At 61.8% G+C, this 13912-nt stretch carries 13 protein-coding genes; 7 read left to right on the top strand and 6 right to left on the bottom strand.

Annotated features, from left to right (window positions below):
• Positions 1 to 3: 3 nt before the first annotated feature.
• From rho to ACIPQ1_RS04215, 3 genes are all read right to left on the bottom strand, one after another.
• Positions 4 to 1263, bottom strand: a complete 1260-nt coding sequence (gene rho / locus ACIPQ1_RS04205; RefSeq protein WP_003206716.1) for a transcription termination factor Rho — start codon at positions 1261 to 1263, stop codon at positions 4 to 6.
• 241 nt (positions 1264 to 1504) lie between these two features.
• Complete coding sequence (trxA, locus tag ACIPQ1_RS04210; RefSeq protein ID WP_003206727.1) at positions 1505 to 1834, bottom strand: thioredoxin TrxA; 330 nt, start codon at positions 1832 to 1834, stop codon at positions 1505 to 1507.
• A 121-nt stretch (positions 1835 to 1955) separates the two neighbouring features.
• Positions 1956 to 2663, bottom strand: coding sequence for a FadR/GntR family transcriptional regulator (locus ACIPQ1_RS04215; protein WP_250965004.1), 708 nt, complete (start codon positions 2661 to 2663; stop codon positions 1956 to 1958).
• 254 nt (positions 2664 to 2917) lie between these two features.
• On the opposite strand from ACIPQ1_RS04215, the gene ACIPQ1_RS04220 reads away from it, so the two are divergent.
• The 5 genes from ACIPQ1_RS04220 to ppx all read left to right on the top strand — a co-directional run bounded on the left by ACIPQ1_RS04220 (position 2918) and on the right by ppx (position 7527).
• Entirely contained in the window at positions 2918 to 3703 is a 786-nt protein-coding gene (locus ACIPQ1_RS04220; RefSeq protein ID WP_411385921.1) for a transporter substrate-binding domain-containing protein, read from the top strand.
• A gap of 21 nt (positions 3704 to 3724) precedes the next feature.
• A complete protein-coding gene (locus ACIPQ1_RS04225) occupies positions 3725 to 4393 on the top strand; it encodes an amino acid ABC transporter permease (RefSeq protein WP_250965006.1) in 669 nt (222 codons plus the stop codon).
• Positions 4390 to 5040 (top strand): amino acid ABC transporter permease, encoded by a 651-nt coding sequence (locus ACIPQ1_RS04230; protein ID WP_198724570.1) that lies wholly within the window; start codon positions 4390 to 4392, stop codon positions 5038 to 5040. The genes ACIPQ1_RS04225 and ACIPQ1_RS04230 overlap by 4 nt, the downstream gene beginning before the upstream one ends.
• Positions 5027 to 5761 (top strand): amino acid ABC transporter ATP-binding protein, encoded by a 735-nt coding sequence (locus ACIPQ1_RS04235; RefSeq protein WP_446533645.1) that lies wholly within the window; start codon positions 5027 to 5029, stop codon positions 5759 to 5761. Before ACIPQ1_RS04230 ends, ACIPQ1_RS04235 begins: the two co-directional genes overlap by 14 nt.
• Before the next feature lie 263 nt (positions 5762 to 6024).
• Positions 6025 to 7527 carry an exopolyphosphatase gene (gene ppx / locus ACIPQ1_RS04240; RefSeq protein WP_411385922.1) on the top strand — a complete coding sequence of 501 codons (1503 nt, stop codon included), beginning with the start codon at positions 6025 to 6027 and terminating at the stop codon, positions 7525 to 7527.
• Positions 7528 to 7680: 153 nt separating this feature from the next.
• On the opposite strand, the gene ppk1 is transcribed toward ppx, so the two are convergent.
• Complete coding sequence (gene ppk1 / locus ACIPQ1_RS04245; RefSeq protein ID WP_411385923.1) at positions 7681 to 9897, bottom strand: polyphosphate kinase 1; 2217 nt, start codon at positions 9895 to 9897, stop codon at positions 7681 to 7683.
• A gap of 17 nt (positions 9898 to 9914) precedes the next feature.
• Positions 9915 to 10928, bottom strand: a complete 1014-nt coding sequence (hemB, locus tag ACIPQ1_RS04250) for a porphobilinogen synthase (RefSeq protein ID WP_411385924.1) — start codon at positions 10926 to 10928, stop codon at positions 9915 to 9917.
• Between the two features lie 204 nt (positions 10929 to 11132).
• On the opposite strand from hemB, the gene ACIPQ1_RS04255 reads away from it, so the two are divergent.
• Positions 11133 to 11756 carry a DedA family protein gene (locus ACIPQ1_RS04255; protein WP_186706835.1) on the top strand — a complete coding sequence of 208 codons (624 nt, stop codon included), beginning with the start codon at positions 11133 to 11135 and terminating at the stop codon, positions 11754 to 11756.
• Here ACIPQ1_RS04255 and ACIPQ1_RS04260 read toward each other — a convergent pair.
• Positions 11737 to 12984 (bottom strand): sterol desaturase family protein, encoded by a 1248-nt coding sequence (locus ACIPQ1_RS04260; protein ID WP_411385925.1) that lies wholly within the window; start codon positions 12982 to 12984, stop codon positions 11737 to 11739. The two genes, ACIPQ1_RS04255 and ACIPQ1_RS04260, sit on opposite strands and share 20 nt — an antisense overlap.
• 124 nt (positions 12985 to 13108) lie before the next feature.
• Between ACIPQ1_RS04260 and elbB the strand changes: the two genes are divergently transcribed.
• Entirely contained in the window at positions 13109 to 13777 is a 669-nt protein-coding gene (gene elbB, locus ACIPQ1_RS04265) for an isoprenoid biosynthesis glyoxalase ElbB (RefSeq protein ID WP_446533646.1), read from the top strand.
• The last annotated feature ends 135 nt before the right edge of the window (positions 13778 to 13912 follow it).

Raw genomic sequence — 13912 nt, forward strand, 5'->3', positions numbered from 1 at the left:
GATTTACTTGCGTTTCATCGACAGGAAGAACTCATCGTTGGTCTTGGTCGTCTTCAGCTTGTCGACCAGGAACTCGATGGCAGCGACTTCATCCATCGGATGCAGCAGCTTGCGCAGGATCCACATGCGCTGCAACTCGTCATCGGCGGTCAGCAATTCTTCGCGACGGGTACCGGAACGGTTGATGTTGATGGCCGGGAACACACGCTTCTCGGCGATACGACGGTCCAGGGGCAGTTCCATGTTGCCGGTGCCCTTGAATTCCTCGTAGATCACTTCGTCCATCTTCGAACCGGTTTCAACCAGTGCGGTGGCGATGATGGTCAGCGAACCGCCTTCCTCGATGTTCCGCGCGGCGCCGAAGAAACGCTTCGGTTTTTCCAGCGCGTGGGCATCGACACCACCGGTCAGCACCTTGCCGGAGCTCGGGATCACGGTGTTGTAGGCACGGGCCAGACGGGTGATGGAGTCCAGCAGGATCACCACGTCCTTCTTGTGCTCGACCAGGCGCTTGGCCTTCTCGATCACCATTTCGGCAACCTGCACGTGACGGGTTGGCGGCTCGTCGAACGTCGAGGCGACCACTTCGCCGCGCACGGTGCGCTGCATTTCGGTCACTTCTTCCGGACGTTCGTCGATCAGCAACACGATCAGGTGAACTTCAGGGTTGTTACGGGCGATGTTGGCCGCGATGTTCTGCAGCATGATCGTCTTGCCCGCTTTCGGCGGCGCCACGATCAGGCCACGCTGGCCTTTGCCGATGGGTGCGCACAGGTCGATGACACGACCGGTGAGGTCTTCGGTGGAACCGTTGCCGGCTTCCATCTTCATGCGCACGGTCGGGAACAGCGGGGTCAGGTTCTCGAAGAGAATCTTGTTCTTCGCGTTTTCCGGACGATCGAAGTTGATCGTGTCGACCTTGAGCAGGGCGAAGTAACGCTCGCCTTCCTTCGGAGGGCGGATCTTGCCAACGATGGTGTCACCGGTGCGCAAGTTGAAGCGACGGATCTGGCTCGGCGAGACGTAGATATCGTCTGGGCCGGCGAGATAGGAAGCGTCTGCGGAGCGAAGGAAGCCGAAGCCGTCCTGGAGAATCTCCAGCACGCCATCACCGGAGATTTCCTCGCCGCTTTTCGCGTGCTTCTTGAGCAGGGAGAAAATCACGTCCTGCTTGCGCGAACGGGCCATATTTTCTATGCCCATCTGTTCGGCCAATTCGAGCAGTTCGGTAATCGGCTTTTGCTTGAGTTCAGTCAGATTCATATAGGAATGACGTAATCATTTATGGAGGGGGGAAATTAAGCTTTTGGCTTAATGAGGCCGCGCCGCGGAGAAGGCGACAGGATCGCGTACTTATTCGAAAGGAGAGCGTCGGCGACGGCTTGCAGGGGGCAATGGAGAAACCAGTGCGGGGCCGAATGTACCACCTGGGTTTGCAAGCGTCTAGCCCCGAATAACGAAAAAGCCCCGCGATTTGCGGGGCTTTTCCAGTGGCATTCGGCGCTTAGATGTTGGCGTCGAGGAAAGCGGCCAGTTGCGACTTCGACAGCGCACCGACCTTGGTGGCTTCGACGTTGCCGTTCTTGAACAGCATCAGGGTCGGGATACCACGCACGCCGTGCTTGGCCGGCGTCTCCTGGTTTTCGTCGATGTTCAGCTTGGCAACGGTCAGCTTGCCCTTGTAGGTCTCGGCAATCTCGTCCAGGACCGGAGCGATCATTTTGCAAGGACCGCACCACTCAGCCCAATAGTCGACCAGTACCGCGCCTTCGGCCTTGAGAACGTCAGCTTCGAAGCTAGCGTCGCTAACGTGTTTGATCAGATCGCTGCTCATGGAAATCTCCGGGGTCATCAGCAAAAAAACGTGGCCCATCATAGCGGCCCTTCCCGGGTTCAGGAAGCCGCAGTTGATTGAGTCTCGCTATGGCGCACGATGTATTTGAGTATGGCCCGGTTCAAGAAGCTACGGGAGCGACAAAGGAAATGCCGGTACGCAGCGCAGCGTTACGTACATGTTCCTGCATGGCTTTTTGCGCGGCGCCTGACGCCCGACGCGCCAAGGCGCGCAGGATCTTGCGATGCTCCTGCCAGGTTTCCATCGCCCGCTCCGCCCGGATGAACGGTAGTTTCTGGCTCTCCAGGAAGATCTCGGCGCTGGCGGTGAGGATGCTCAGCATCGCCTGGTTGCCGCTGGCCAGCAGGATTCGCCGATGGAATTCGAAATCCAGCCGCGCGGCGGCGTCGAAATCCCCGACCTTCAATTCCCGGCGCATGGCTTCGACATTGTCTTGCAACCGGTCGAGCTCATCGGCGCTGAGCGTCACCGCCGCCAACCCCGCCGCGAAACCCTCCAGGGCGTAGCGCAACTGGAAGATGTCCACCGGCGAAGCCTGGGCCGCGAACGGCCAGCCCGGCGCCGACTCGCTGCGTGGAGCCTCTACCGGTGCCTGCACGAACACGCCCTTGCCCGGCTGCACGCTGATCATGCCCAAGGCACTCAGGGAGGACAGCGCTTCGCGCAACGACGCCCGGCTCACCCCCAGTTGCAGCGCCAGGTCCCGTTGCGACGGCAGCGCATCGCCGGGGCCGAAGCCTTCATCGACGATCAGTTTGCGGATGGCTTGCAGCGCCACTTCAGGAACGGCACGAGCGATGGAATTCATGATTTTTCAGACGAACCGGGCCAGTGAGCGGCTAGTTGTAAAGCTATTCGCCGCGCCCGGCAAGTCGTGCCCCAGCAGGGTTCGGCGGCAAATGCCGACGCTCGATAAAGGTGCGAAACGCGGCGCAACTGTTCAGACCAGTAAGACCGCCTCCCACCAGCAAAACCGTGGCTTTGACCGATTAAAAGCCGGCTTGGCATGGCCTGTGCTCTGTCCGAACGCAGAAATCACATCACCGATTGCGGAGATTCGCCATGATTCAGCGTTGCAGCGCCCTGCTCACAGCCCTGTTCGCCAGCCTGATGCTTTGTCAGCTGCCTGCCCACGCCGATGGCCTGGAAGACGTGGTCAAGCGTGGCACCCTCAAGGTCGCCGTGCCCCAGGACTTTCCGCCCTTCGGTTCGGTCGGCCCGGACATGAAGCCCCGCGGCCTGGACATCGACACCGCGAAACTGCTGGCCGACCAGCTCAAGGTCAAGCTTGAACTGACCCCAGTCAACAGCACCAACCGCATCCCGTTCCTGACCACCGGCAAGGTCGACCTGGTGATTTCCAGCCTGGGCAAGAATCCGGAGCGGGAAAAGGTCATCGATTTCTCCAGTGCCTATGCGCCGTTCTACCTGGCCGTGTTCGGCCCGCCTGATGCCGCCATCAACACCCTGGACGACCTCAAGGGCAAGACCATCAGCGTCACCCGTGGCGCCATCGAAGACATCGAGCTGACCAAAGTCGCCCCCGAAGGCGCCACCATCAAGCGCTTCGAAGACAACAACTCGACCATCGCCGCCTACCTGGCCGGCCAGGTCGACCTGATCGCCAGCGGCAATGTGGTGATGGTCGCCATCAGCGAACGCAACCCCAAGCGTGTTCCGGCGCTGAAGGTGAAACTCAAGGACTCGCCGGTGTACGTGGGCGTGAACAAGAACGAGCCGGCCTTGCTGGACAAGGTCAACCAGATCCTGGCCACCGCCAAGACCGATGGCAGCCTGGAAAAGAACGCCCAGACCTGGCTCAAACAGCCGCTGCCGGCCGATCTCTGACCGTCGCTTGAGAGGCTGAGCATGGCTTATCAGTTCGATTTTCTGCCGGTGGTGCAAAACACCGAGCTGCTGTTGCGCGGCGCGCTGTTCACCTTGGAACTGACGGCCATCGGCACGTTGCTCGGGGTTGGCCTGGGCATCGTCGGGGCCGTGGTGCGGGCCTGGAACATTCGTCCGTTCGCAGCGATCGTCGGCGTGTACGTGGAGTTGATCCGCAACACGCCGTTCCTGGTGCAGCTGTTTTTCATCTTCTTCGGCTTGCCGTCCCTGGGCCTGCAGATTTCCGAATGGCAGGCCGCGGTACTGGCGATGGTGATCAACCTCGGCGCCTACTCCACCGAGATCATCCGCGCCGGTATCCAGGCCATCCCGCGGGGGCAACTGGAAGCCGCCGCGGCCCTGGCAATGAGCCGCTTCGAGGCGTTCCGCCACGTGGTGCTGCTGCCAGCACTGGGCAAGGTCTGGCCGGCCTTGAGCAGCCAGATCATCATCGTGATGCTCGGCTCGGCGGTCTGTTCGCAGATCGCCACCGAAGAATTGAGCTTTGCCGCCAACTTCATCCAGTCGCGCAACTTCCGCGCGTTCGAAACCTACGCGCTGACCACGCTGATCTATCTGTGCATGGCACTGTTGATCCGCCAGTTCCTCAATTGGGTCGGGCGTCGCTACATCGCCAGGAGCAGCCAATGAGCGATTTCACTTTCTGGGACGTGGTGCGCAACCTGCTCACCGGGCTGCAATGGACCCTGGCCCTGTCGCTGGTGGCGTTTATCGGCGGTGGCGTGATCGGCTTGCTGGTGATGGTGCTGCGCATCTCCAAACGCGCCCTGCCCCGCAACATCGCCCGTACCTACATCGAGCTGTTCCAAGGCACACCGCTGTTGATGCAACTGTTCCTGGTGTTCTTCGGCGTAGCCCTGGCCGGGGTGGAGATTTCACCGTGGATGGCGGCGGCGATCGCCCTGACGCTGTTTACCAGCGCCTACCTGGCGGAGATCTGGCGCGGTTGTGTCGATTCGATTTCCAACGGCCAGTGGGAAGCCTCCGCAAGCCTGGCCCTCAACCCGCTGGAACAGCTGCGCTACGTGATCCTGCCCCAGGCCCTGCGCATCGCCGTGGCGCCGACCGTGGGCTTTTCCGTGCAGGTGGTCAAAGGCACGGCTGTCACGTCGATCATCGGCTTTACCGAACTGACCAAGACCGGCGGCATGCTCGCCAATGCCACGTTCGAGCCGTTCATGGTTTATGGCCTGGTCGCCCTCGGTTACTTCCTGCTCTGCTACCCCTTGTCCCTCAGTGCGCGTTACCTGGAAAGGAGACTGCATGCCTCTGCTTAGAATTACCGCCCTGCATAAATACTACGGCGATCATCACGTGCTCAAAGGCATCGACCTGAGCGTCGAGGAAGGCCAGGTGGTGGCGATCATCGGCCGCAGCGGCTCGGGCAAGTCCACCTTGCTGCGCACCCTCAATGGCTTGGAGTCGATCAACGACGGTGTGATCGAAGTCGACGGCGAATACCTCGACGCCGCCCGTGCCGACCTGCGCAGCCTGCGGCAGAAAGTCGGGATGGTGTTCCAGCAGTTCAACCTGTTCCCGCACCTGACCGTCGGCGAGAACGTCATGCTCGCGCCGCAAGTTGTGCAAAAAGTGCCCAAGGCCAAGGCGACCGAGCTGGCGCGGCAGATGCTGGAACGGGTCGGGCTGGGCGAGAAATTCGATGCGTTCCCCGACCGCTTGTCCGGCGGCCAACAGCAACGGGTGGCGATTGCCCGCGCCCTGGCGATGTCGCCGAAAGTGCTGCTGTGCGACGAAATCACTTCGGCCCTGGACCCGGAACTGGTCAACGAAGTGCTCAGCGTGGTGCGGCAACTGGCCAAGGAAGGCATGACGCTGATCATGGTCACCCACGAAATGCGCTTCGCCCGGGAAGTGGGCGACAAACTGGTGTTCATGCACCAGGGCAAGGTGCATGAAGTGGGCGATCCGAAGGTGCTGTTTGCCGATCCGCAGACGGCGGAGCTGGCGAACTTCATCGGTACGGTCGAGCCTGCCTGATCTTTACTGTCAAGGAAGTCCTCTGTGGCGAGGGAGCTTGCTCCCGCTCGATTGCGCAGCAATCGCAGGATCTGCCTGCCGATGTATCCCTGGTGTGCCGGGTTGACTGGTTTTGGGGCTGCTGCGCAGCCCAGCGGGAGCAAGCTTCCTCGCCACAAAGGCACCCTGCAGCCTGCTCTGGCTCAAGGGTTTGGTTCAGGCGCGTTGGCGTAAGCGGTCGATCGTGGCAGGATGGCGAGGTTATCGACCGAGACTTTTTGACCATGCCGCCATCCCAAGCCAAGAATCTGTCCCTGATCGCTGCCATCGACCTGGGCTCCAACAGCTTCCACATGGTCGTCGCCAAGGCCCAGAACGGAGAAATCCGCATCCTTGAGCGGCTCGGCGAGAAGGTCCAACTGGCCGCTGGGATCGATGAAGAACGCCAACTGAGTGAAGAATCCATCCAGCGCGGGCTCGATTGCCTCAAGCGGTTTGCCCAACTGATCAACGGCATGCCCCTGGGCGCGGTGCGGATCGTGGGCACCAACGCCCTGCGCGAGGCACGCAACCGGGGCGAGTTCATCCGCCGCGCCGAAGCCATCCTCGGCCATCCGGTGGAAGTCATTTCCGGCCGTGAAGAAGCCCGCCTGATCTATCTGGGCGTTTCCCATACTTTGGCCGACACCCCGGGCAAGCGCCTGGTGGCGGACATCGGCGGCGGCAGTACCGAATTCATCATCGGCCAGCGCTTCGAGCCGCTGCTTCGCGAAAGCCTGCAGATGGGCTGCGTCAGCTACACCCAACGTTATTTCCGCGACGGCAAGATTACTCCTGCCCGCTACGCCCAGGCCTATACAGCGGCGCGCCTGGAAATCATGAGCATCGAACACGCCCTGCACCGCCTGACCTGGGATGAAGCCATCGGCTCCTCGGGGACCATTCGCGCCATTGGCCTGGCGCTCAAGGCGGGTGGCCACGGCACCGGCGAAGTCAATGCCGAGGGCCTGGCCTGGCTCAAGCGCAAGGTGTTCAAGCTCGGTGAAGCGGACAAGATCGATTTCGAAGGCATCAAGCCCGACCGCCGGACGATTTTCCCGGCGGGCCTGGCGATCCTCGAAGCGATTTTCGACGCCCTCGAACTGCAACGCATGGACCACTGTGAAGGCGCCCTGCGCGAAGGCGTGCTGTATGACCTGCTGGGGCGGCATCATCACGAAGACGTGCGCGAGCGCACCCTGGGCTCGCTCATGGAGCGCTATCACGTCGATCAGGAGCAAGCTGTACGGGTCGAGCGCAAGGCCCTGCACGCCTTCGACCAGGTGGCTGACGACTGGGACTTGAACGACGGGGTCTGGCGCGAGTTGCTGGGCTGGGCCGCCAAGGTCCATGAAGTGGGCCTGGACATTGCCCACTATCACTACCACAAGCACGGCGCCTACCTGATCGAGCACTCGGACCTGGCGGGGTTTTCCCGGGAAGACCAGCAGATGCTCGCGCTATTGGTACGCGGCCATCGGCGCAACATTCCCAAGGATAAATTCGCCGAGTTCGGCGACGACGGCATCAAGCTGATTCGCCTGTGCGTGCTGCTGCGTTTTGCGATCCTGTTCCACCACATCCGTGGCACCCAGGAAATGCCGCAAGTGGCCCTGCATGCCGACGGCGATCAGCTGGACGTGATGTTCCCCGACGGCTGGCTGGAAGAGAACCAACTGACCCAGGCTGACTTCGCCCAGGAAGCGGAATGGCTGACGCGGGTCGGGATTGTGCTGAACATTCACTGATCCAGCTACAACACAGATCTTTGTGGCGAGGGAGCTTGCTCCCGCTGGAGGGCGAAGCCCTCCCAAGGCTTGGGGCTGCTGCGCCCGAAGCGTCGGACCGGCCCAGCGGGAGCAAGCTCCCTCGCCACAAAAGCCAAGCTCGCCCCAGGACGTTTAACGAACCGCCAACACCGGGCTGCTCAAGCGATCGAGCAAGGTCGCCTGGGCGCTGCGCGGGTTCTGGTTGCCGGTCGGCGTGTTGCGGATGTAGCGGCCATCCGACTGCAGGCTCCAGCTGTGGGTGTTGTCGGTCAGGTAGCTTTCCAACTCCTTCTTGACCCGCAGGATCAGCTTCTTGCCTTCCACCGGGAAGCAGGTCTCGACTCGCTTGTCGAGGTTGCGCTCCATCCAGTCGGCGCTGGACAGGAACATCTGCTCCTCACCGCCGTTGAGGAAGTAGAACACCCGCGTGTGCTCCAGGAACCGCCCGATGATCGAGCGCACGTGGATGTTGTGGGACACCCCCGGAATGCCCGGCCGCAGGCAGCACATGCCCCGCACCACGAGATCGATGCGTACGCCCGACTGGCTGGCCTTGTACAACGCACGGATGATCTTCGGATCGGTCAACGAGTTGAACTTGGCAATGATGTGGGCCGGCTTGCCGTCCAGGGCGAACTGCGTCTCCCGGGCAATCATGTCGAGCATGCCCTTCTTCAGGGTGAACGGCGCATGCAGCAGTTTCTTCATGCGCAAGGTCTTGCCCATGCCGATCAACTGGCTGAACAGCTTGCCGACGTCTTCGCACAAGGCATCGTCGGAAGTCAGCAGGCTGTAGTCGGTGTACAGGCGAGCGTTGGCAGCGTGGTAGTTGCCAGTGCCCAAGTGGGCGTAACGCACGATCTCGCCGGCTTCACGGCGCAGGATGAGCATCATCTTGGCGTGGGTCTTGAAGCCAACCACGCCATAGATCACCACCGCACCGGCCGCTTGCAGGCGGCTGGCCAGTTGCAGGTTGGATTCCTCGTCGAAGCGGGCGCGCAATTCGATCACCGCCGTGACTTCCTTGCCGTTTCGCGCCGCGTCCACCAGGGCGTCGACGATTTCCGAGTTGGCGCCGCTGCGGTACAGAGTCTGGCGCACCGCCAGGACGTGAGGGTCCTTGGCGGCCTGGCGCAGCAGGTCGACCACCGGCGTGAACGACTCGAACGGGTGCAACAGGAGGATGTCCTGCTTGCTCACCACGCTGAAAATGTTTTCGCTGTTTTGCAGCAGTTTCGGGATCTGCGGCGTAAACGGCGAATATTGCAGTTCCGGATGGCTGTCCAGGCCGGTGATGCTGAACAGTCGGGTCAGGTTGACCGGGCCGTTGACCTGATATAGCTCGGTCTCATGCAGGTTGAATTGCTTGAGCAGATAGTCGGACAGGTGTTTCGGGCAGGTGTCGGCCACCTCCAGGCGCACCGCATCGCCGTAACGCCGGGAGAACAACTCGCCGCGCAGGGCGCGGGCCAGGTCTTCGACGTCCTCGGTGTCCACCGACAGGTCGGCGTTGCGGGTCAGGCGGAACTGGTAGCAGCCCTTCACTTTCATGCCTTGGAACAGGTCATCGGCATGGGCGTGGATCATTGATGACAGGAAAACATAGTTGTCGCCCGGCCCGCCAACGTCTTCCGGCACGCGAATGATGCGCGGCAACAGGCGCGGCGCCGGGATGATCGCCAGGCCGGAATCGCGACCGAAGGCGTCGATGCCTTCCAGCTCGACGATGAAGTTCAGGCTCTTGTTGACCAGCAGCGGGAACGGGTGCGTCGGATCGAGGCCGATCGGCGTGATGATCGGTGCGATCTCGTCGCGGAAATAGCGGCGCACCCAAGTCTTGATCTTGGTGTTCCAGTTGCGCCGGCGGATGAAGCGCACCTGGTGCTTTTCCAGCTCCGGCAGCAGGATGTCGTTGAGGATCGCGTACTGGCGGTCCACATGGCCATGGACCAGCTCGCTGATGCGGGCCAGGGCCTGGTGCGGTTGCAGGCCATCGGCGCCGGCCTGTTCACGGGCGAAGGTGATCTGCTTCTTCAGGCCGGCCACACGGATTTCGAAGAACTCATCCAGGTTGCTGGAAAAGATCAGCAGGAACTTCAGCCGCTCCAGCAGCGGGTAGGACTCGTCCAGCGCCTGCTCCAGCACGCGGATGTTGAACTGCAGTTGCGACAGCTCGCGATGGATGTACAGGCTGCTGTCGTCCAGGTTCGGAATGGCAATCGCCGGGGCCGGGGCGGGCTCGACCACAGCCGGGGGAGCGGGCTCCAGCTCCGGCGGTGTCTCGGCGACTTGCTCGACCACGGGTTGAGCGTCTTTTACGGCAACTTCTGTGAGTCCTTCGGTATTCATCGCAAGTTCCTGGGAGGCTATTTCTGCTCTCGTAACAATTGGGCGGCGCGCACGGCAAAGTAAGTCAGGATGCCATCAGCGCCTGCGCGTTTGAAAGCGGTCAAGGACTCCAGGATCACCCCTTCGCCCAACCAACCGTTCTGGATCGCGGCCATGTGCATGGCGTACTCGCCGCTGACCTGATAAACAAAGGTCGGCACTTTGAATTCGTCTTTGACCCGGCAAAGAATGTCGAGGTAGGGCATGCCAGGCTTGACCATGACCATGTCTGCCCCTTCTGACAAGTCAGCCGCCACTTCGTGCAAGGCTTCCTGACTGTTGGCCGGGTCCATCTGATAGGAGGCCTTGTTGGCCTTGCCCAGGTTCAGCGCCGAGCCGACCGCATCGCGGAACGGGCCGTAATAGGCGCTGGCGTACTTGGCCGAGTAGGCCATGATCCGCACATTGACGTGACCGGCGACCTCGAGGGCTTCGCGGATCGCCTGGATGCGCCCGTCCATCATGTCCGACGGCGCGACCACCTGGGCACCGGCCTCGGCATGGGACAACGCCTGCCGGACCAGCGCATCGACGGTAATGTCGTTCTGCACGTAGCCTTCTTCGTCGAGGATACCGTCCTGCCCGTGGGTGGTGAACGGGTCCAGCGCCACGTCGGTGATCACTCCCAGTTCCGGGAAGCGCGTGCGCAGGGCGCGGGTCGCACGTTGGGCAATGCCCTCCGGGTTCCAGGCTTCGGCGGCGTCCAGGGACTTGAGCGCCGGCGGCGTGACCGGGAACAGGGCCAGCGCCGGAATGCCCAGCTCGACCCAGTGGGCGGCTTCTTCGAGCAGCAGGTCGATGGTCAGGCGTTCCACCCCGGGCATCGACGCCACCGCTTCGCGACGGTTCTCACCGTCCAGCACGAACACCGGCAGGATCAGGTCATCGGTGGTCAGCACGTTTTCACGCACCAGCCGACGAGAGAACTCATCACGACGGTTGCGACGCAGACGGGTAGCAGGGAACAGACGATTGGCGGGGGTAAAGCTCACGGCAGACTCCTGAGCCCGCAGACGGGCGAGCGTGACAGTTATAAGCGGCTATTATGACGAACGCATGACAGTTGTGCGAAAGCGCGACCGGTAGTCGCAGTCATTGTCTTCTGTAGGAATTGTTCACGTCGAGACACATTTCGATACTTTCCTGAATGTGCCCGAAGGGTTAGGCTGCGCGTTCATTTCGCCAGCACCCAGACAATGCTCCAACAATTTCTGCATGACTTCGGCTACTTGGCCTTGTTTATCGGCACGTTCTTCGAAGGCGAAACCATCCTCGTGCTCGCAGGCTTCCTGGCGTTCCGTGGCTACATGGACATCAACCTGGTGGTCGTCGTGGCGTTCTGCGGCAGCTACGCGGGCGATCAGCTGTGGTATTTCCTGGGGCGCAAGCACGGCCGCAAGCTCTTGGCCCGCAAGCCGCGCTGGCAGTTGATGGGCGATCGCGCGTTGGAGCACATCCGCCGGCATCCGGACATCTGGGTCCTGAGCTTTCGCTTCGTCTACGGCCTGCGCACGGTGATGCCGGTGGCCATCGGCCTGTCAGGCTATCCGCCGGGCCGCTACCTGCTGCTCAACGGCATCGGCGCGGCGATCTGGGCCACGGCCCTGGCCGCCGCCGCGTACCACTTCGGCGCAGTGCTGGAAGGCATGCTGGGCAGCATCAAGAAATACGAACTATGGGTGCTTGGCGCGTTGCTGGTGCTGGGCCTGGTCCTGTGGCTGCGCCGACGCATCAAGAATGCGCGGCTGGCCAAGAAAGTCCTCGAAGCCGAGCGACTCGAACAAGCCAAGTCTGCCGAGCCTACGACGCCAACCGAGTAAACCGGCTGCGGCAGCAGTACAGCCCGATGCCGCTGAGCAGGCTGTAGCTGAGCAGCCCGACCCAAGCCCCATGGCTCATCACAGCGCTGGCCGGCCACAACCCGGCCAAGGGCGCCAGCCATACCAGCGGCAGGTTCGACGCCAGCCGCAACAGCTCCAGCTTCAGCGCCCACGGGCGATTCTCCAGGGCCACGCCCAACACGAACAGACCGAACGCCACCGCGCCCCACCCCAGCACCAGGGCGGCCACCGGCAGGCTGCCTTCAAGGTTCATCAAATAACTGCCCAAGGCAATGTAGACGCCGAACTGCAGCCCTACGTACCACTGCTGGCGCAGGTCCAGCGGCACTTCGAATTTGCGGAACTGGCTCAAGTCCGGCTTGTTCAGCGGGTACCGGGCCGCGACATCCGCCGGACGCCAACCGGTGGGCATGAACCAGATTCGCAGCTTGTCCCACCAGCGCTCCGCTCGCCGCGCATCGGCCCACAGCTGGGCATAGAACTGCAGGTTGGCCCACAACGGATTCCAGCTCGCCAGCGGCGTGGTCACGCCAAAAACCACCGGCTCGTTATCGTCTTCTTCTTGGAAGGTGCCAAACAGACGGTCCCAAATAATGAACACCCCGCCGTAGTTGCGATCCATGTAGAGAGGGTTCTGTGCATGGTGGGCACGATGATTGGACGGCGTCACGAAACACCACTCCAGCCAGCCGAGCTTGGGAATGTGCTGGGTGTGGACCCAGAACTGGTACAGCAGATTCAACGCCGCAACGCTGACGAAGACCACCAACGGCACGCCCAGTACGGCGAGCGGGACATAGAAGACCCAGCTCAACAGGAAGCCGGTGCTGGTCTGGCGCAACGCGGTGGACAGGTTGTAGTCCTCGCTCTGGTGGTGCACCGAATGGGCGGCCCAGAGGATGTTGCGCTCATGGCCCATGCGGTGCAGCCAGTAATAGCAGAAGTCGTAGAGCACGAAGGCAAACACCCAGGTCCAGGCCCGGTCGGCAGGGAGCTCGATGACGGCCAGGTGCTTCAACGCAAAGGCATAGGTCACCAGTCCCACGCCTTTGGTCAGCAGGCCGGTGGTGGTCGACAGCACGCCGGTGCTCACGCTGTTGATCGCGTCTGCCACGCGGTAGTGGCTCACGCCCCGCCAGCGATCGGCCAACAACTCGACGGCAATCAGCACAAAGAAGAACGGCACGGCATACAGGATGAAGTTCATGACGCAACCCGGGCATGCGAGGCAGGGAGATAACCGGCAGGTTAGGTGTAGCTGCCCGATCCCCCTATGGCAACGAGTGACAAATTAGTAGACATTTAACGCCATGAATCTGGAGAAAAAGCCCATGAGCAAAAAAATTGCAGTGATCCTTTCCGGCTGTGGCGTGTATGACGGCGCCGAGATCCACGAAAGCGTGATCACCTTGCTGCGCCTCGATCAGCGCGGGGCGCAGGTCCAGTGCTTCGCCCCCAACATTGCCCAGTTGCATGTGATCAATCACCTGACGGGCGAGGAAATGCCCGAGAGCCGCAACGTGTTGGTGGAGTCCGCGCGGATCGCCCGGGGCAACGTGAAGGATTTGCGTGAGGCCAACGTCGACGATTTCGATGCGCTGATCGTACCCGGTGGCTTTGGCTCGGCGAAAAACCTCTCCAACTTTGCCGTCGAAGGCGTCGGTTGCACGGTCCAGCCAGAAGTCCTGGCCTTGACCGAGGCTTTTGCCGAGGCCAGTAAACCGGTCGGACTGATCTGCATCTCCCCGGCCCTGGCAGCAAAAATCTATGGCCCGGGGGTGATCTGCACCATCGGCAACGACCCGGACACGGCGGCGGCCGTGGGCAAAATGGGCGGCACCCACGAAGACTGCGCGGTGACCGACATCGTCGAGGACCGCGCGCGCAAACTGGTCAGCACCCCGGCCTACATGCTGGCGCAGAACATCAGCGAAGCGGCTTCGGGCATCAACAAGCTGGTGGACCGGGTGTTGGAGTTGACGCACGAGAACGACGCCTGACCCCACCGACTTTTCCCTCTCTGTGGGAGCGAGCTTGCTCGCGATGGCGTCAGTTCAGTTGCCTAGGTATTGGCTGACACACCGCCATCGCGAGCAAGCTCGCTCCCACAGGGTTATGCACAAGGCTTAAGGTAA

The sequence above is a fragment of the Pseudomonas sp. LARHCG127 genome, assembly GCF_052871455.1.

Coding starts and splice junctions, on each gene's coding strand:
- rho (WP_003206716.1), bottom strand. CDS start 1,263: ATGAATCTGACTGAACTCAAGCAAAAGCCGATTACCGAACTGCTCGAA.
- trxA (WP_003206727.1), bottom strand. CDS start 1,834: ATGAGCAGCGATCTGATCAAACACGTTAGCGACGCTAGCTTCGAAGCT.
- ACIPQ1_RS04215 (WP_250965004.1), bottom strand. CDS start 2,663: ATGAATTCCATCGCTCGTGCCGTTCCTGAAGTGGCGCTGCAAGCCATC.
- ACIPQ1_RS04220 (WP_411385921.1), top strand. CDS start 2,918: ATGATTCAGCGTTGCAGCGCCCTGCTCACAGCCCTGTTCGCCAGCCTG.
- ACIPQ1_RS04225 (WP_250965006.1), top strand. CDS start 3,725: ATGGCTTATCAGTTCGATTTTCTGCCGGTGGTGCAAAACACCGAGCTG.
- ACIPQ1_RS04230 (WP_198724570.1), top strand. CDS start 4,390: ATGAGCGATTTCACTTTCTGGGACGTGGTGCGCAACCTGCTCACCGGG.
- ACIPQ1_RS04235 (WP_446533645.1), top strand. CDS start 5,027: ATGCCTCTGCTTAGAATTACCGCCCTGCATAAATACTACGGCGATCAT.
- ppx (WP_411385922.1), top strand. CDS start 6,025: ATGCCGCCATCCCAAGCCAAGAATCTGTCCCTGATCGCTGCCATCGAC.
- ppk1 (WP_411385923.1), bottom strand. CDS start 9,897: ATGAATACCGAAGGACTCACAGAAGTTGCCGTAAAAGACGCTCAACCC.
- ACIPQ1_RS04255 (WP_186706835.1), top strand. CDS start 11,133: ATGCTCCAACAATTTCTGCATGACTTCGGCTACTTGGCCTTGTTTATC.
- ACIPQ1_RS04260 (WP_411385925.1), bottom strand. CDS start 12,984: ATGAACTTCATCCTGTATGCCGTGCCGTTCTTCTTTGTGCTGATTGCC.
- elbB (WP_446533646.1), top strand. CDS start 13,109: ATGAGCAAAAAAATTGCAGTGATCCTTTCCGGCTGTGGCGTGTATGAC.